Genomic DNA, 17003 nt, shown 5'->3' with positions numbered 1-17003 from the left:
CGCGTGGACAATGGGCGCTTGCGCAACACATCCCATGTCCGAGGTATAGAAAACCCATGTCGTCCGCCTCCGATCTCGAATCGATGTTCGATCTCGCCCCCGTATCGCTCTGGCTCGAGGACTACAGCGGGCTCAAGCGCCTGTTCGACCAGTGGCGCGCGCAGGGCGTGGAGGATCTGGTGGCCCATCTCGGGGCCGAGCCCGGGCGCGTGCAGGAGTGCATGTCCCGGTTGCAGGTGATGCGGGTCAACCAGAGCACGCTGACCCTGTTCGGCGCCGCCACCCAGGAAGAACTGCTGTCGCGCCTGGACAGTGTCTTTCGCGGCGACATGGCCGATTCGGTGATCCACGAGTTCGACCTGCTGTGGCGCGGCCAGCTCAGTTTCGACAACCAGACGGTCAACTATGCGCTGGACGGACGCCGGCTCGACGTGCACGTGCATGTGCGCGTGCTGCCCGGCCACGAGGCCGCCTGGGATCGCGTGCTGGTTTCGCTGCACGACGTCACCGAGCGCGTGCAGGCCGAGCGGCAGCGCGCTGAAAGCGAGCGCTACGCGCGCGGCCTGTTCGACCATTCGCCGGTGTCGCTCTGGGTCGAGGACTTCAGCGCGGTCAAGACCTTGCTGGACGACATCCGGGCGCGCGGCATCAGCGATTTCGCGACCTTCATCAAGGTCCATCCGGAGTTCGTGACGCGGTGCATGCAGGAAATCCGCGTGATCGACGTCAATCACGAGACGCTGCGCATGTTCGCGGCGGCCGACAAGAACACGCTGCTCAGGCACATCTCGCGCATCTTCCGCGATGAGATGCGCGAGTCCTTCGGCGACCAGTTGCAGGACCTGTGGAACGGCAAGACGCTGCAGCAGCGCGAGGTGCTCAACTATTCGCTGTCGGGCGAGCCGGTCAACATCCACATGCAGTTCGCGGTGCTGGAAGACCATCTGGACACCTGGGACCTGGTGCTGGTATCGCTGGTGGACATCACCGCGCGCAAGAAGGCCGAGGCTTACCTCGAATACCTCGGCAAGCACGACGTGCTGACGCAGCTGCACAACCGCACCTTCTACACCGAGGAGCTCAACCGGCTGTCGCGCAAGGGGCCGTGGCCGGTGTCGGTGCTGGCGATCGACCTCAACGGCCTGAAGAACATCAACGACGAGGAAGGCCATGCCGCCGGCGATGCGCTGCTGCGCCGCGTGGGCGAGGTGCTGAGCAAGGCGGTCGATGCGCCGTCCTGGCCCGCGCGCATCGGCGGCGACGAGTTCGCGATCCTGCTGCCGATGACCGACGAGCGGGGCGCGGAAGCGATGCGCGAGCGCGTCATGTCGCTGCTCGACCTGAACAACCAGTTCTATGCGGGCCAGAACGGCCATGTGCTGAGCCTGGCGATCGGCCAGGCGACCTGCAGCGCCGGCGACCAGCTGGACCTGGCGCTGATGCGCGCGGACAAGGCCATGTACGAGGACAAGGCACGCCATTACGACGGGCACGGAGCGCCGGGCTACGCCTGAGCGAACGGATTGCGCCGTTTTGAGTGAACAATAGCGGCCTCCATCCTCCAAGGGCCGCGCGGCGGCCTTTCACCGATTCCCATCATGTCCAACCGCAACCTGGCCGGCCATCTCAAGATCTGCGATGGACAGATCGTCTGGGCCGACGAAGACGCGCACAACCTGCTGGGCTATCCGCTCGGCGCACTGGCGGACATGCCTTTCGCCGACGTGCTGGCGAACGAGCAGGACGCGCCGGGTCCGGAAGGCGGCGCGATGCAGGTTCCGGCGCTCGGCGCCATTTACTACGAGCGCGTCACCCTGCGGGAGCAGCAGGGCCGCACCCTGCTGGCCGACATGCGTGGCGAACGCATGGACGACCTCTGCATCCTGTGGAGCTTCAAGCTGGCGGTGCGCGGCGTGCGCGGCGAGCGGCTCGACGTGCTGTCCCGCCACGATGCGCTCACGCGGCTGCCGAACCGCATTCCCTCGGTCGAGGAACTGAGCCAGACGCCGCATCCGCACGACGGCGATGCCAGCCGCCTGCTGGCGGTCTGCTATCTGGACCTCGATCGCTTTCGCGACATCAACGACAGCTTCGGCCCGGTGGGCGGCGACGCAGTGCTGCGCGAGGTGGCGCGGCGCCTGAAGGCCGCGGTGCCGCACGACGCCACGGTGGCGCGGGTCGGCGGCGACGAATTCGCGCTGGTGCTGCCACTCTCCAGCGAAGAGCAGTGCCGCGCGCTGCTGCAGCAGATCCTGGCGCGGCTCGCGCATCCGTTCCGGCTGCAGGACCGGTCGGCCCGCCTGCGCGCCAGCGTGGGCGTGGCGCTGATGGCGCACGGCGCGCAGCCGACGGAGGTGATGCTGCAGCATGCCCAGCACGCGGTCTTCTTCGCCAAGCGGGCCGGTGGCAGCCAGATGCATTTCTTCGACGCCGACCAGGCGCTGGAGGAGCAGCAGGAGCAGCAGATCCGCCAGCGCATCCGCGAAGGCCTGGCGCAGCACGAGTTCATCCTCGCTTATCAGCCCAAGGTGGACATGCGCTGCGGTACCGTCATCGGCTTCGAGGCGCTGGTGCGCTGGCAGCATCCCGAGCGCGGCCTGCTGCAGCCGGCCGCGTTCGTGCCGATGATCGAGGACCACGAACTGGTGGAGCGCCTGGGCGACTGGGCGCTCGGCGAGTCGGTGCGCCAGGCCGCGCAGTGGCTTGCAGCCGGCGTGCAGACCTCGGTCAGCGTCAACATCAGCCCGCGCCATCTGCTGCGTCCGGATTTCATCGAGCGGCTGGCCTTCCATCTCGGGCGCTTCCCGCAACTGCATGCCGGCGTGCTCGAACTGGAAATCCTCGAGACCACCGCGATCAAGGATTTCAGCGCAGTCGCCGAATTCATCGGCGCCTGCAAGGAGCTGGGCGTGCCGGTCACGATGGACGATTTCGGCACCGGCTATTCGTCGCTGACCTACCTGCGGCAGCTGCCGGTCGCGGCGCTCAAGCTGGACCATTCCTTCGTGCGCGGCATGCTGGAGGACGCGGAAGATCAGGCGATCGTCAAGGGCATCCTGGTGATGGCGCATGGTCTCGGACGCAAGGCGATCGCCGAGGGCGTCGAATCGGTGGCCCATGGCGACGCGCTGATGGCACTGGGCTGCACGCTGGGCCAGGGTTACGGCATCGCGCGGCCGCTGCCGCCCGATCAGGTGCCGGACTGGATCGCGGGCTTCGAACGCGCGCCGCCCTGGGGCAGGGCGCCCGGCTGCTGGCCGCCGCCGACGACCCGGTTGCGTCCCGCAGATTTGGCTTCGTAGAGCCGAGCGTCGGCCGTCTGGATCAATCGATCCGGCGCGCTGCCGGACATCGCGGTCGTGGTGGCGACGCCGATGCTGACCGTGAGGCAGGGCCCGCCGTCAGACGCCGGATGCGGCAACGCCAGGGCCTCGATATCGGCACGCAATTTCTGCGCGACCGCCTCCGCGTCCGCGGCCGAGAGGGACGGCAGCACCAGCGCGAACTCCTCGCCGCCGAAGCGCGCGGCCACGGCGGGCGGCGCGCAGGGCGTCTCGCGGATCGCGCTCGCGACGCGCCGCAGGGCGTCGTCGCCCGCAAGGTGGCCGAGCCGGTCGTTGTAGTTCTTGAAGCAGTCGACATCGATCATCAGCAGTGACAACGGCGACTGGTTCTCCAGCGACGCCTTCCATTCCTGCGCCATGTACTCGTCGAAGAACCTGCGGTTCGACAGGCCCGTGAGGCCGTCGGAATTGGTGAGCCGGCGCAGCTCCTGGTTGCTCTCGAGCAGCTGTTGCTCGCTCAGGCGCAGGGCGCGGTACGCGTTGTCGCGCTGGATCAGCGCCATGTAGGAGCGCGAGTGGTAGCGGATGCGTGCGACCAGCTCGATCGGCTCGGGCAGCTTGACCAGGTAGTCGTTGGCGCCGATCGCGAAGGCCGATTTCTTCATGATCGGCTCGTCGTTGGACGACAGCACGATGATCGGGACGTTGCGCGTTTGCGGCGTCGACCGGTAGGCCCGCACGAGGTCCAGCCCATCCGCGCCGGGCATGACCAGGTCCTGCAGGATCACCGTCGGGTGCACCTTGCAGGCCGTGGCCAGGGCTTCGCTCGCGTTCGCACAGGCGTGGAAGGCGATGGAAGAATCGACGGAGAGCATCTTGCCGACCACCATCGCGATGAGCGGCTGGTCGTCCACCAGCAGCACGGTGGTGGCCTCCTGGCGATCGGCGCCACCTTCTTCAAATCCGGCGTTCACGTGCATACTCATCGGCAGATGAACGCGAGGACGGAATGGGCATGGGTAAGTTTGGCCATGATCTGGTGTCGTGCCAGGGTGCGGGAAGGATTCGGAAACCGGTCGGATGCCCGTACGACGCGGCTGCATTATCGCGGCTCGGCCGGCCGGTTCGGCAAAAGCCTTGCCCGCAGCCGCTGAAATGACCGAAGCGTCCGGCGACGAGACCCCGCAGGACGCGCAATCGCGGCTGGAGGCGGCCAATCAAAGGCAGCTCGAGCTCCTGCGGCGGGTGGTCGAACTCACGCGCGACCGCGACCGGCTGACGGTCAAGGCGAATCGCCAGGCCGAGGAGATCGGCAGCTTGCGCAGGACGCTGGACGCCACGCGTCGCCATCTGCTGGTGACCGACGTGGTGCGGCTGGCCCAATGGGAATGGGATATCGCCAGCGGTTCCGTCTTCCTCGGTGCGCGATGGGAGGAAATGATCGGTGCGGCCGCCGAGAACAACCGCTGGCCGCTGCGCGACCTGCTGGCCCGTGTGCACCCGGACGACGTGCCGGCCGTGCGGCAGGCGCTGGACGATGCGCTCGGCGGCAAGGCCGACCGCTACTCGGTCGAACATCGCGTCGCGGCGGCCGATGGCTGGATCTGGATCGAAAGCATCGGCATGGTGACCGAGCGCGACGCCGATGGCAAAGCGCTGCGGCTGACGGGCTTCAACTCCGACATCACCGCCCGCCGCCGCATGCACGACGAGATCGAGCAGGCGCGCGCGCAGGCCGAGGCCAGCAGCCGCGCCAAGAGCGAATTCCTTGCCAACATGAGCCACGAGGTCCGCACGCCGCTGAACGCGGTCCTGGGGCTGACGCGGCTGCTCCACCAGTCGCCGTTGAACGACGAGCAGCGCCAGCATCTCGAGCTCATCGACAACTCGGCCGCGTCGCTCCTGGCCTTGCTCAACGACATCCTCGACCTGTCGAAGATCGAGGCCGGCAAGCTGGTGTTCGAGCTGATCCGCTTCGACATCGCGCGCTGGGTGCGCGAGGCCGTCGCGCTGCACAAGCTGGCGGCCGAGAAGAAGGGCTTGCAGCTCGAGGTCGATGTTTCGGATGACGTTCCGTGGAAGGTGGCCGGCGATCCGGGCCGGCTGCGCCAGGTGATTTCCAACCTGGTGTCCAACGCCGTGAAGTTCACCGAGGCCGGCCGCATCTCGGTGTCGGCGCGTCTCGCGCCGCAGCAGTCGGACCTGCGGCGCGATCAGCTGCGGATGCTGTTCGTGGTGCGCGACACCGGCGTCGGCGTTCCGGCCGACAAGCAGCAGCAGATCTTCGAGGCCTTCACGCAGGAGGATGCATCGACCACGCGCCGCTTCGGCGGAACCGGGTTGGGGCTGGCCATCTGTGCGCGCCTGGTGAGCATGATGGGCGGCGAGATCCAGCTCACGAGCCGGCCGCGCGAGGGCAGCACCTTTCGCTTCACCGCAGTCTTCGAACAGGCCGCCGACGAGATGAGCGTCCTGACCGAGCCGGCGCCGCTCGAGGCCGTCGCGACCCGCGGCCTCAACGTCCTGCTGGCGGAGGACCACGCGGTCAACGAACTGCTCATGCGCAAGCTGCTCGCCGAGATGGGATGCACCTTCAACGTCGCGCGCAATGGCGAGGAGGCCGTGCGCCACTGGAAGACGAGGCAGTTCGACCTGGTGCTGATGGACGTGCAGATGCCCGTGCTCAGCGGCTTCGACGCCACGGCGCGGATCCGCGCGATGGAAGCGGCCGAGCCGGACCGCGGGCGCACGCCGATCGTTGCGCTCACGGCCCACGCGATGGCGGGCGATCGCGAGAAGTGCCTGGCCGCCGGCATGGATGCCTATGTCTCGAAGCCCGTGTCGCCGGCGCTGCTGTCGCAAGCCATCCACGATGCGATGCGCGGCGGGACGGCGACGGGGGCGCCCAGGGAATTCCTGCTCGACACCGATTTCGGACCCTGGCCGGGCAGCGCGCCGGGCGCGTCCCCTGCGGCCAGCGGATCCGACCCATCGTTGCCGATCGACATGCAGCAGCTGTTGCAGACCATGGGCGGTGATTGGGATGCCGTGCGTCAACTCGCCGCCACGATGCGCGCCGACATGGCGTTTCGCCGGCCCGCCATCCAGCATGCGATTGCCGGCGGCGATTCGAAGGCGGCGCAGGAACAGGTTCATGCCCTCAAGGGGGCGCTTTCGACCATCGGCGCGCTCCAGGGCGCGAAGATGGCCAAGGATGTGGAAGCCTCTTTGCGGCGCGATGACTGGGCCGGCGCGCAGCGCAGCTTCGGCCGGATGGAGCCCGAGCTCGAGCGCGTCGACACGGCGCTGACGCAGATGATCGAGGGCGACGAGGCCTGAGCGAGCAGGCGCTCGGCGGTGGTGCCCGGGGCCGGAATCGAACCGGCACGCCTTGCGGCGGGGGATTTTGAGTCCCCTGCGTCTACCAATTTCACCACCCGGGCACGGAAGGGAAGGAAGCCGAAAATTATGGCACAGTGGCCCCATGCAATATCCGACCATTGAAGACGCGATCGGCAAAACGCCGCTGGTCGCGCTGCAGCGCATCGATGCGGCCGCGAACGCGGAACGCGGCAACGTCATCCTCGGCAAGCTCGAAGGCAACAATCCCGCCGGTTCGGTGAAAGACCGGCCGGCCCTCTCCATGATCAAGCGCGCCGAGGAGCGCGGCGAGATCAAGCCCGGCGACACGCTCATCGAAGCCACCTCGGGCAACACCGGCATCGCCCTCGCCATGGCGGCGGCCGTCAAGGGCTATCGCATGGTGCTGATCATGCCGGAGGATCTTTCCGTCGAACGCGCGCAGACGATGAAGGCCTTCGGCGCCGAGCTCATGCTGACGCCCAAGAGCGGCGGCATGGAATACGCGCGCGACCTGGCCGAGCAGATGATGGCGCAGGGCAAGGGCCGCGTGCTCGACCAGTTCGCCAACCCCGACAACCCGCGCATCCACTACGAAACCACCGGCCCCGAGATCTGGGCCGACACGCAGGGGCGCATCACCCATTTCGTCAGCGCGATGGGCACCACCGGCACCATCACCGGCGTCTCGCGCTTTCTCAAGGAGAAGAACCCCGCGGTGCGCATCGTCGGCGCGCAGCCGGAGGACGGCTCGCGCATTCCGGGCATCCGCAAGTGGCCGAAGGAATACCTGCCCAAGATCTACGATCCGAGCCGCGTCGACGAAACGGTCAACGTGAGCCAGGACAACGCCGAGGAGATGTGCCGGCGGCTGGCGCGCGAAGAGGGCATCTTCGGCGGCATCTCGGCGGCCGGCGCGCTGTGGGCGGCGCTGGAGATCGCCAAGACGGTCGAGAACGCGACCATCGTCTTCGTGGTCTGCGACCGCGGCGACCGCTATCTGTCGACCGGCGTGTTTCCGGCGTAGCGATGTCGGAGCATCGATTCTGTCCGGCCTGCGCCACGCCGCTCGCCCACATCGAACTGCCCGAGGACGGCGGCCCGAAGTCGCGCCTGCGCTGTCCGGCCTGCGGCTGGACGCATTGGAACAACCCGACGCCGGTGCTGGCCGCGATCATCGAGTACCGCGGCCAGGTGCTGCTGGCACGCAATGCCGCGTGGCAGCACAAGATGTATGCGCTGATCACCGGCTTCATGGAAGCCGGCGAGACGCCCGAGGAGGGCATCGCGCGCGAGATCAAGGAAGAGACGAACCTCGATGCGAGCGCGCTCGGGCTGGTGGGTGTCTACGACTTCCAGCGCATGAACCAGGTGATCATTGCCTACCATGCGGTGGCCGACGGCGAGGTCAGGCTGTCGCCCGAGCTCGTCGACTACAAGCTCTACGACCTCGAGGCGCTCAAGTGCTGGCCGGCGGGCACCGGCTTTGCACTGGCCGACTGGCTGCGCACGCGCGGGCACGAGCCGCAATTCGTCGAGTGGCCTCGTCCGGTGAATCCCCCGTCCGATGCGGTGTCCACGACCTAGAATCGAGTGGCCAAGGAACACGCGATGCACATCCACAAAGAAATCGACACCCGCGGACTCAACTGTCCGCTGCCCATCCTGAAGGCCAAGAAGTCGCTCAACGAGATGCAGAGCGGCCAGTTGCTGAAGGTGGTGTCCACGGATGCCGGCTCGGTGCGCGACTTCCAGGCCTTTGCCCGGCAGACCGGCAACGACCTGGTCGAGCAGCAGACCGTCGGCAGCGATTTCATCCACGTGCTGCGTCGCCGCTGACGATGGTGTCGCCGTGAAGCGGAGCACGCGCATTGCTGCATGGGGCCTCGCGCTGGCCGTCGGGGCCACGTTGATCCCGCTGACGACGTGGAGCGACGGAATGCCTGCGAACACCCTGCATCGACCCATTGCTCCGACCGCGATTCCGATCGCGGTCATGGGTGATTCCAACAGCCATTCCTACCAGGACAGCATTTCATTCCCGCCCGGGTCGGCCGACCGCGGCGGGGCTCTGCGTCCCAACACCTTCCAGTGGACCGAGGTGCTCGCGCGTTTGCGCGGCAAGGAGCTGGACTCCGGGCCCTGGGTGCGCTGGGGACGGCCGGGCGTCGTGGCCCGCGGGCGCGAGCTGCTGGGCCTGAATGGCGCCCGGGCGCCGAAGAAGGAGGACTACCTCTACAACTTCGCCAATTCCGGCGCCACCTGCAACAACCTCATGGAGAGCCGCATGCGCCAGGCGCCGCGGCTGGTCGAGCTGATGGACCAGGAGCCGGAGCGCTGGAAGCGCGGGGTGGTCGTGATCCGCATGGGCCTCAACAACTGGAGCGGCCTGCTGGACCTTCAGGCGCACGATCCCAAGGCACCCGGTGTGCGCGCCGTCATCGACTACTGTGCAGGTGAAATTCAGCGCACCATCGCACTGATCCACGCGACGCACCCGACGACGCGCGTCCTGGTCGTGGGCATCGCCAACGAGACGGATGATCCCGAGCAGTTCGACCGCTATCAATCGGCATCCGCAACGGTCAATCTCAGGATTGCGCTCGACGATTTCAACGCGGCGCTGCGCCAGCTCACCGTCGGAGATCCGCGCCTGGCGTATTTCGACGATCTCGCCTGGTTCGAACGGCTCTGGGGATCGCGCACGGCCGACGGCAAGCCGATCTACAAGACGGTGGCGATCGGCCCGACGCTGCGGGTGACCAACACGGCGGGAGACGATCCCCACAATGCCCTGGTGGGCGACCACCATGCCGGGCTGGTATGGAACGCCCTGTGGGCGCAATCGCTGGTCGCACGCCTGCGCGAGGCTTTCGGCTTGCCGCTGACGCCGATCAGCGACGACGAGATCCGCCGCTTCGTCGAACCCCTGGTGTCGAACCCGCCTAAAGCTCCAGGCTCTTGAGGTAGTCGCGGAACTGGCCGCCCACTTCGGGGTGCGCCAGTGCCAGCTCGACCGTGGCCTGCAGGAAACCTTCCTTGCTGCCGCAGTCGTAGCGCACGCCCTTGTAGGCATAAGCGTAGACCGATTCCTTTTTCATGAGCGCGGCGATGCCGTCGGTCAACTGGATTTCGCCGCCGGCGCCCTTGGGCTGGTTGCGGATTTCGTCGAACACGCCCGGCGTGAGGATGTAGCGGCCCGCCACGCCGAGGCGGGAGGGCGCATCCTCGGGCTTCGGCTTCTCGACCATGCGGTTGACCTTGACCAGGCCCTCCTCGATCGTGTCGCCGGCGACGATGCCATAGCGCTTGACCTGCTCGAGCGGGACTTCCTGCACCGCGAGCAGCGAACCGCCCAGGCGCTGGAAGGTGCGTGTCATTTGCGCGAGCACCGGTTCGCCGTTGTCCGGGCCGACCATCAGGTCATCGGCCAGCAGCACGGCGAAGGGTTCGTCGCCGACCAGATGCTCGGCGCACAGCACGGCGTGACCCAGGCCCAGCATGCGCGGCTGGCGCACATAGGAGCAGGTCATGTCGTCGGGCATCACCGAGCGCGCGATGCGCAGCAGTTCCGTCTTGCCGCTGGTTTCGAGCTGGCTTTCGAGCTCGTAGGCCGTGTCGTAGTGGTCCTCGATCGCGCGCTTGTTGCGTCCTGTCACGAAGATCATGTCGCGGATGCCGGCAGCGTAAGCCTCTTCGACCGCGTACTGGATCAGCGGCTTGTCCACCACCGGAAGCATTTCCTTGGGCTGTGCCTTGGTGGCCGGCAGAAAACGGGTGCCAAAGCCTGCTACGGGAAACACGGCCTTGCGAATGCGCGTCGAGGAGATGGACATGGGCTTTTGCGTCGGGTCAGGAGGATGGATCGGAGAAGGGACGTGTGCGGGACCGCCCGAGTCCAATACTAAGGCTCAGCCGCCGCGAACGTCTGTCAGCCGAGGCGCACAAGCTGATCGCGCAATCGATCGAGGGTGGCGCTGAAGTCGGCGAGCCGCTTGCGTTCCTGATCGATCACCGCGGCCGGCGCCTTGGCGACAAAGGCTTCGTTGCCGAGTTTGCCGTTGACCTTGGCGATCTCGCCTTCGACGCGTGCCAATTCCTTGCCGATGCGGGCTTTTTCCGCAGCCTTGTCGACTTCCATGTGCAGGCACATGCGCACGCCGCCGACCACCGCGACGGGCGCCGCTTCGGCGGCCGCGGCCCACGCGGCCTCGTCGTCGAAGACCTTCATTTCCTTGAGCTTGGCCAGCGCCTGGAGCACGGGCGCCGCATCGCGCAGGAAGGCGCTCCCGGCGGCATCATCGGCCACGGCATAGAGCGGCAGCCGGGTCGCGGGCGAGACGTTCATCTCGCCGCGCAGCGTGCGGCAGGCGTCGACGAGCGACTTGAGCCGCGCCACGTGGGCTTCGGCCGCCTCGTCGATCTTCTCGGGCTGGCTCTTCGGGTAGGCCGCGATCATGACGGATTCCCCCGCGCGGCCGGCCACGGCCGCCACCTTCTGCCAGAGGGCCTCGGTGATGAACGGGATCACCGGGTGCGCCAGGCGCAGCAGGGTCTCGAGCGTGCGTATCAGCGTGCGGCGCGTGGCGCGCTGGTGCGCGTCGTCGCCCTGCTGCAGCTGGACCTTGGCGATCTCGAGGTACCAGTCGCAGAACTCGTCCCATGCGAACTGGTAGATCGCGTTCGCGACGTTGTCGAGCCGATAGTCCTCGAAGCCCTTCGCCACGTCGGCCTCGACGCGCTGCAGCCGGGAGGCGATCCAGCGGTCCGCCTGGCTGAACTGGAGATAGCCATGGGCCGGACCGCCGACCTCGCAGTCTTGCTTGGTGTGTTCGCGCAGGCCACAGTCGTGGCCTTCGCAGTTCATCAGCACGAAGCGCGTCGCGTTCCAGAGCTTGTTGCAGAAGTTGCGGTAGCCCTCGCAGCGCTTGGCATCGAAGTTGATGCTGCGTCCGAGCGATGCGAGAGAAGCGAAGGTGAAGCGCAACGCGTCGGCGCCGAAGGCCGGGATGCCGTCCGGGAATTCCTTCTGGGTGTTCTTGCGTACCGCCGGTGCGGTCTCGGGCCTGCGCAGGCCCTGCGTGCGCTTGTCGAGCAGCTCAGGCAGTGCGATACCGTCGATCAGGTCGACCGGATCGAGCACGTTGCCTTCCGACTTGCTCATCTTGTTGCCGTGCGAGTCGCGCACCAGGCCGTGGATGTAGACGTGCCTGAAGGGCACCTGGCCGGTGAAGTGCTTGGTCATCATGATCATCCGGGCGACCCAGAAGAAGATGATGTCGTAGCCCGTGACCAGCACGCTGGACGGCAGGTAGAGGTCGAGATCCTGCGTCTTCTCGGGCCATCCCAGGGATGAGAACGGAACCAGGGCCGACGAGTACCAGGTGTCGAGCACGTCCTCGTCGCGCACCAGGGTCTTGCCCGGCGCCTGTGCCTGTGCTTGCGCCTCGTCGCGTGCCACGTAGATCTTGCCGTCCTCGTCGTACCAGGCAGGGATCTGATGGCCCCACCAGAGCTGGCGCGAGATGGTCCAGTCCTGGATGTTCTCCATCCAGTGGTTGTAGGTGTTGATCCAGTTCTCGGGCACAAAGCTCACCTCGCCCGAGCGGACGGCGTCGATGGCCTTCTGCGCGATCGACTGGCCGCTGGCATCGGGCTTGGTCATGGCGACGAACCATTGGTCGGTCAGCATCGGCTCGACCACTGCGCCGGTGCGTGCGCAGCGCGGCACCATGAGCTTGTGCTTCTTGGTCTCGGTCAGGAGCCCGAGCGCCTGCAGATCGGCCACCACGGCCTTGCGCGCCACGAAGCGGTCGAGGCCGCGGTATTTCTCGGGCGCGTTGTCGTTAATGGCGGCATCGAGCGTCAGCACGCCGATGATCGGCAGTCCGTGGCGCTGGCCGACGGCGTAGTCGTTCGGGTCGTGCGCGGGCGTGACCTTGACCACGCCGGTGCCGAATGCCTTGTCGACGTAGTCGTCGGCGATGACGGGAATCAGCCGGTCCACCAGCGGCAGCCTGACCCGCCGGCCGACCAGATGGCGGTAGCGTTCGTCGCCGGGATGCACCATCAGCGCCACGTCGCCGAGCATGGTTTCGGGCCGCGTCGTCGCCACCGTGAGCGAGCCCGAGCCGTCTTCGAGCGGATAGGCGATGTGCCAGAGGAAGCCGTCCTCCTCTTCGCTTTCGACCTCGAGGTCGCTCACCGCGGTCTTGAGCACCGGGTCCCAGTTCACCAGCCGTTTGCCGCGGTAGATCAGGCCTTCCTCGTAGAGCTGCACGAAGGTCTGAGTCACGACCTTGGAGAGCTTCTCGTCCATCGTGAAGTACTCGCGGCGCCAGTCGACGGTGTCGCCCATGCGGCGCATTTGGCTGGTGATGGTGTTGCCGGACTTTTCCTTCCACTCCCACACCTTGGCCACGAAGTTCTTGCGGCCGAGGTCATGGCGGCTGATCTTCTGCTCCTGCAGCTGGCGCTCGACCACGATCTGCGTCGCGATGCCGGCATGGTCGGTGCCCGGCACCCACAGTGTGTTGTCGCCCTTCATGCGGTGATAGCGCGCGAGGCTGTCCATGATCGTCTGGTTGAACGCATGGCCCATGTGCAGCGTGCCCGTCACGTTCGGCGGCGGCAGTTGGATGGCGAAGGAAGGCGCGCCGTCCCGGGGCTGTTGCGTGCCGCGAAAGCCCGCGACCGCGTAGCCGCGCCGCTCCCATTCGGGACCCCAGTGCGCCTCGATGGCGGCAGGTTCGAAGGATTTTGAAAGGCTTTCGAGGCCGGGTTGGGACAAGGTGTCGCTCATGGCGGTGCAAAGACGAACGGCATCCCGCAGGATGCCGCTCGTGAGGTGGATGAGCCAAGGATTTTATTCGAGTGCGGCCCGCAGATAATTCGCGGATGCTTTTTTTGCTGTCTCCCGCCAAGTCGCTCGACTATGAAACCCCGGTACCCGATGCGGTACCTGCCACGCAGCCTCGCTTCGAGGGACCCAGAGGCCCATCGGCTGAACTGATCAGGCTGCTGCGCGAGAAGTCGCCGCAGCAGGTTGCCGAGCTCATGCATTTGTCGGACAGGCTGTCTGCGCTCAACGTGGCGCGCTACGCGGCCTGGGCGTCCAAGGGGACGGTGGAGAACGCGAAACAGGCGGTGCTGGCCTTCGACGGCGACGTCTACGGCGGGTTGGACGCGAAGACCCTGAGCGCGGCGCAACTGGCCTGGGCGCAGGATCACGTCTGCATCCTGAGCGGGCTCTACGGGGTGTTGCGTCCGCTCGACCGTCTCCAACCGTATCGGCTTGAAATGGGCACGGCCCTGGCCAATCGCCACGGCAAGGACCTGTATGCCTTCTGGGGCACGCGGATCGCCGAACATCTCAACGAGCGCCTCGCGGCGGACCGCACACCGGTCGTCATCAACCTGGCTTCGCAGGAATACTTCAAGTCGGTCGACCGGAAGGTGCTCAAGGCGCGCGTCGTCGAGTGCGTCTTCGAGGAGTGGAAGCGCGACCGCTACAAGGTCGTGAGCTTCTTTGCCAAACGCGCGCGCGGCCTGATGGCGCGCTGGGCCGTGCTGCACAAGGCGGCCACGCCGAAGGCGCTGGAAAAATTCACCCTCGAGGCCTATGCGTTCGATGTCGAGGCATCGAGGCCCGACCGACTGGTATTCCGGAGGAAAACCGCATGAGCCTGGGCCAGCCCATCAGCCCCGAGCTGCGCGAATGGCTGGCCGCGCAGTTGGTGGCGGGTCACTCGGTGCCGAGCCTGCGCGCATCGATGCGTGCTGCCGGATGGCACAACGACGTGGCCGATGCCGTGCTGGCCGAGGTCGAGGCGCAGGCGGCGGGCGCGGCCGCCTTCGCCGCCCCGCGCACCCGCATGCCGGGGCCGGATCTGTCGGCATCGCCGCTCCATGTCGATGCCGGCGACCGGCAGGTGCGGATCCTGCAGACGATCCGGCATCCGCGGGTCATCGTGTTCGACGACCTGGTGTCAGATGACGAATGCGAAGGCCTGATCGCCGCAGCACGGGTGCGGCTCGCGCGCTCGCTCACGGTCGAGACGCAGACCGGCGGCGAGGCGCTCAACGTCGACCGCACCAGCGACGGCATGTTCTTCGAGCGCGGTGAGAATCCGATCGTCGCCCGGTTGGAGCGGCGCATCGCTGCGCTGTTGCAGTGGCCACTCGAATTCGGCGAAGGGTTGCAGATCCTGCGCTATTCACCGGGTGCGCAGTACCGGCCGCACTATGATTACTTCGACCCGGCCGAGCCCGGCACGCCCACCATTCTGCGGCGCGGCGGCCAGCGCGTGGGGACGCTCGTGATGTACCTGAAGGAGCCGGATGCCGGGGGCGGGACGATCTTTCCGGATGTCGGACTCGAAATCGCACCCAAGCGCGGCACCGGCGTCTTCTTCAGCTATGACCGGCCCGATCCGGCAACGCGCACACTGCATGGCGGTGCGCCTGTGCTGGCAGGCGAGAAGTGGGTCGCCACGAAGTGGCTGCGCGAGCGCGAATTCACCTGAATCATGAAACTCACCGCCAACGGCATACAGATCGAAGTCGAAGACAGCGGCAGCGAGGGGCGGCCTGTCGTTCTGCTCATCATGGGTCTCGGCATGCAGCTGATCGCATGGCCGGCCGACTTCGTGCAGTCGCTGGTGGACGCCGGCTTCCGGGTCGTGCGCCACGACAACCGCGACATCGGCCTGAGCGAGGGCTTCGACGAGGCCGGCACCGGCAACCTGATCTGGCAGAGCCTGCGCCAGCGCATCGGCCTGCCGGTGCGGTCCGCCTATTCGCTGCAGGACATGGCGGATGACGCGCTCGGTGTGCTGGATGCGCTCGGCATCCGTCGCGCCCATGTGCTGGGTGCCTCGATGGGCGGGATGATTGCGCAGCGCGTGGCAGCGAGCGCGCCCGAGCGTACGACCAGTCTCGTCAGCATCATGAGTTCGAGTGGCGCACGCCATCTTCCCGGGCCGCGGGCTGATGTGGCGGCCGCACTCATGCGGCGTCCGCCGAGCCGCACGGAAGCGGCGCTGGTCGCGCACAGTCTGGGATTGGTCCGTCTGATCGCGAGTCCGGCGTACCCCCAGGACGACCGTGTGCTGACCGATCGCATCACCCGATCGCTGCGCCGCGCATACCGTCCGGCGGGTGTCGTGCGGCAGATGCTTGCGATCGGCGCCGACAGCGGGCGGGATTCGCTGCTGGGACGCATCAGCAGCCCGAGCTTGGTCCTGCATGGCGATGCCGATCCGCTGGTGCCCATCGCTTGTGGGCAGGACACCGCGCGCCGCATCCCGGGCGCGCGCTTCGTCGCCGTGCCGGGCATGGGGCACGATTTGCCGCCGCAGGTGATCGACATTCTTCTGCAGCAGATCGTCCCTTTCCTGCAGATCGCAGAAAGACGCGCATGAGCCTGGACAACACACCGGAACAATCGCAACTGGGCCGCGCGTCGGCCTATGCGGACCATTACGACGCGAGCCTGCTGTTTCCCATCTCGCGCGCAACGCAGCGCGAAGCGATGGGCATCGCAAGCGACGCATTGCCGTTCTTCGGGGCCGATCTCTGGACTGCCTTCGAGCTGAGTTGGCTCAACGCACGGGGCAAGCCGCAACTGGCCATCGCGCACTTCACCGTGCCTTGCGAGACGCCGAATATCATCGAGAGCAAGTCGTTCAAGCTGTACCTCAACAGCTTCAACAACACCATCTTCGTCGACTCGGAGTCCGTGCGCGAACGTCTGCGTGCAGACCTGAGCGCGGCGTTGTGGCGTGGCAGTGACCGCGCGGGCGGCATCGGCGTGAAGTTGCTGGCGCCCGCCGCGTTCGATCAGGAGCGGGTGCACGAACTCGATGGGCTGGACCTCGACCGTCTCGACATCGAATGCACGCACTATCAGCCGGCACCGGAACTGCTTGCAAGCGATGCAACGCAGATCCCCGTGACTGAAACGCTCTGCAGCCGATTGCTCAAGAGCAACTGCCTGGTGACCGGTCAACCCGACTGGGGCAGTGTTCAGATCCGCTACAGCGGACCGCCCATCGATCAGGCGGGTCTCCTCGCCTATATCGTGAGCTTCCGCAACCACAACGAGTTCCATGAGCCGTGCGTGGAGCGCATGTTCACGGACATCTGGCGTCAGTGCCAGCCGACGAAGTTGGCGGTGTATGCGCGCTACACCCGTCGTGGGGGACTGGACATCAATCCGTTCCGGGCGAGTTGGCCGCAGGCGTTACCGGCGAACATCCGGATGGCGCGCCAGTAGGCTCAACAAAAAAATGAAGCGGCCTGTTGCTCAGGCGCTTCGATCCATGTCATAATCGAAGGCTCGGCTGACTGAGTTCATTG

14 protein-coding genes and 1 tRNA gene are annotated in these 17003 nt (G+C 66.7%); 11 read left to right on the top strand and 4 right to left on the bottom strand.

Going from position 1 to position 17003, the window contains the following annotated elements:
• The first annotated feature begins 56 nt into the window (after positions 1-56).
• Positions 57-1514 (top strand): sensor domain-containing diguanylate cyclase, encoded by a 1458-nt coding sequence (locus WDLP6_RS20360; RefSeq protein WP_232077159.1) that lies wholly within the window; start codon positions 57-59, stop codon positions 1512-1514.
• Between the two features lie 84 nt (positions 1515-1598).
• Positions 1599-3302: a putative bifunctional diguanylate cyclase/phosphodiesterase gene (locus WDLP6_RS20355; protein ID WP_162593814.1), complete on the top strand. Its 1704-nt coding sequence runs from the start codon at positions 1599-1601 to the stop codon at positions 3300-3302.
• Here the strand turns inward: WDLP6_RS20355 and WDLP6_RS20350 are convergent.
• Positions 3191-4264, bottom strand: coding sequence for a diguanylate cyclase domain-containing protein (locus tag WDLP6_RS20350; RefSeq protein ID WP_162595174.1), 1074 nt, complete (start codon positions 4262-4264; stop codon positions 3191-3193). The genes WDLP6_RS20355 and WDLP6_RS20350 overlap by 112 nt on opposite strands.
• A gap of 175 nt (positions 4265-4439) precedes the next feature.
• Between WDLP6_RS20350 and WDLP6_RS20345 the strand changes: the two genes are divergently transcribed.
• Positions 4440-6623: a PAS domain-containing hybrid sensor histidine kinase/response regulator gene (locus WDLP6_RS20345; protein ID WP_162593813.1), complete on the top strand. Its 2184-nt coding sequence runs from the start codon at positions 4440-4442 to the stop codon at positions 6621-6623.
• 19 nt (positions 6624-6642) lie between these two features.
• Here the strand turns inward: WDLP6_RS20345 and WDLP6_RS20340 are convergent.
• Positions 6643-6727, bottom strand: a tRNA-Leu gene (locus tag WDLP6_RS20340).
• 41 nt (positions 6728-6768) lie between these two features.
• Between WDLP6_RS20340 and cysM the strand changes: the two genes are divergently transcribed.
• The 4 genes from cysM to WDLP6_RS20320 all read left to right on the top strand — a co-directional run bounded on the left by cysM (position 6769) and on the right by WDLP6_RS20320 (position 9609).
• Positions 6769-7671, top strand: coding sequence for a cysteine synthase CysM (gene cysM, locus WDLP6_RS20335; protein ID WP_162568969.1), 903 nt, complete (start codon positions 6769-6771; stop codon positions 7669-7671).
• Between the two features lie 2 nt (positions 7672-7673).
• Entirely contained in the window at positions 7674-8231 is a 558-nt protein-coding gene (locus tag WDLP6_RS20330) for an NUDIX hydrolase (protein WP_162593812.1), read from the top strand.
• Between the two features lie 24 nt (positions 8232-8255).
• Entirely contained in the window at positions 8256-8483 is a 228-nt protein-coding gene (locus WDLP6_RS20325; RefSeq protein ID WP_162568965.1) for a sulfurtransferase TusA family protein, read from the top strand.
• Between the two features lie 70 nt (positions 8484-8553).
• Positions 8554-9609: an SGNH/GDSL hydrolase family protein gene (locus WDLP6_RS20320; RefSeq protein ID WP_162593811.1), complete on the top strand. Its 1056-nt coding sequence runs from the start codon at positions 8554-8556 to the stop codon at positions 9607-9609.
• Here the strand turns inward: WDLP6_RS20320 and galU are convergent.
• Entirely contained in the window at positions 9590-10480 is an 891-nt protein-coding gene (gene galU / locus WDLP6_RS20315) for a UTP--glucose-1-phosphate uridylyltransferase GalU (protein WP_162593810.1), read from the bottom strand. The genes WDLP6_RS20320 and galU overlap by 20 nt on opposite strands.
• Before the next feature lie 95 nt (positions 10481-10575).
• Positions 10576-13446, bottom strand: coding sequence for a valine--tRNA ligase (locus WDLP6_RS20310; RefSeq protein ID WP_162593809.1), 2871 nt, complete (start codon positions 13444-13446; stop codon positions 10576-10578).
• Between the two features lie 95 nt (positions 13447-13541).
• On the opposite strand from WDLP6_RS20310, the gene yaaA reads away from it, so the two are divergent.
• From yaaA to queF, 4 genes are read left to right on the top strand one after another with little or no spacing between them, the layout of a single operon-like run.
• Positions 13542-14327 (top strand): peroxide stress protein YaaA, encoded by a 786-nt coding sequence (yaaA, locus tag WDLP6_RS20305; protein WP_162593808.1) that lies wholly within the window; start codon positions 13542-13544, stop codon positions 14325-14327.
• A gap of 2 nt (positions 14328-14329) precedes the next feature.
• Positions 14330-15169 carry a 2OG-Fe(II) oxygenase gene (locus WDLP6_RS20300; protein ID WP_162595173.1) on the top strand — a complete coding sequence of 280 codons (840 nt, stop codon included), beginning with the start codon at positions 14330-14332 and terminating at the stop codon, positions 15167-15169.
• A 3-nt stretch (positions 15170-15172) separates the two neighbouring features.
• Positions 15173-16066 carry an alpha/beta fold hydrolase gene (locus WDLP6_RS20295; protein WP_162593807.1) on the top strand — a complete coding sequence of 298 codons (894 nt, stop codon included), beginning with the start codon at positions 15173-15175 and terminating at the stop codon, positions 16064-16066.
• Entirely contained in the window at positions 16063-16920 is an 858-nt protein-coding gene (gene queF, locus WDLP6_RS20290; RefSeq protein WP_162593806.1) for an NADPH-dependent 7-cyano-7-deazaguanine reductase QueF, read from the top strand. Before WDLP6_RS20295 ends, queF begins: the two co-directional genes overlap by 4 nt.
• The last annotated feature ends 83 nt before the right edge of the window (positions 16921-17003 follow it).

The organism is Variovorax sp. PBL-E5 (genome assembly GCF_901827185.1).
GTDB lineage: Bacteria > Pseudomonadota > Gammaproteobacteria > Burkholderiales > Burkholderiaceae_C > Variovorax.
Note: the sequence above shows the minus strand (reverse complement) of the source record. Positions and strands in the feature narration are given on the sequence as shown.

Coding starts and splice junctions, on each gene's coding strand:
- WDLP6_RS20360 (WP_232077159.1), top strand. CDS start 57: ATGTCGTCCGCCTCCGATCTCGAATCGATGTTCGATCTCGCCCCCGTA.
- WDLP6_RS20355 (WP_162593814.1), top strand. CDS start 1,599: ATGTCCAACCGCAACCTGGCCGGCCATCTCAAGATCTGCGATGGACAG.
- WDLP6_RS20350 (WP_162595174.1), bottom strand. CDS start 4,264: ATGCACGTGAACGCCGGATTTGAAGAAGGTGGCGCCGATCGCCAGGAG.
- WDLP6_RS20345 (WP_162593813.1), top strand. CDS start 4,440: ATGACCGAAGCGTCCGGCGACGAGACCCCGCAGGACGCGCAATCGCGG.
- cysM (WP_162568969.1), top strand. CDS start 6,769: ATGCAATATCCGACCATTGAAGACGCGATCGGCAAAACGCCGCTGGTC.
- WDLP6_RS20330 (WP_162593812.1), top strand. CDS start 7,674: ATGTCGGAGCATCGATTCTGTCCGGCCTGCGCCACGCCGCTCGCCCAC.
- WDLP6_RS20325 (WP_162568965.1), top strand. CDS start 8,256: ATGCACATCCACAAAGAAATCGACACCCGCGGACTCAACTGTCCGCTG.
- galU (WP_162593810.1), bottom strand. CDS start 10,480: ATGTCCATCTCCTCGACGCGCATTCGCAAGGCCGTGTTTCCCGTAGCA.
- WDLP6_RS20310 (WP_162593809.1), bottom strand. CDS start 13,446: ATGAGCGACACCTTGTCCCAACCCGGCCTCGAAAGCCTTTCAAAATCC.
- yaaA (WP_162593808.1), top strand. CDS start 13,542: ATGCTTTTTTTGCTGTCTCCCGCCAAGTCGCTCGACTATGAAACCCCG.
- WDLP6_RS20295 (WP_162593807.1), top strand. CDS start 15,173: ATGAAACTCACCGCCAACGGCATACAGATCGAAGTCGAAGACAGCGGC.
- queF (WP_162593806.1), top strand. CDS start 16,063: ATGAGCCTGGACAACACACCGGAACAATCGCAACTGGGCCGCGCGTCG.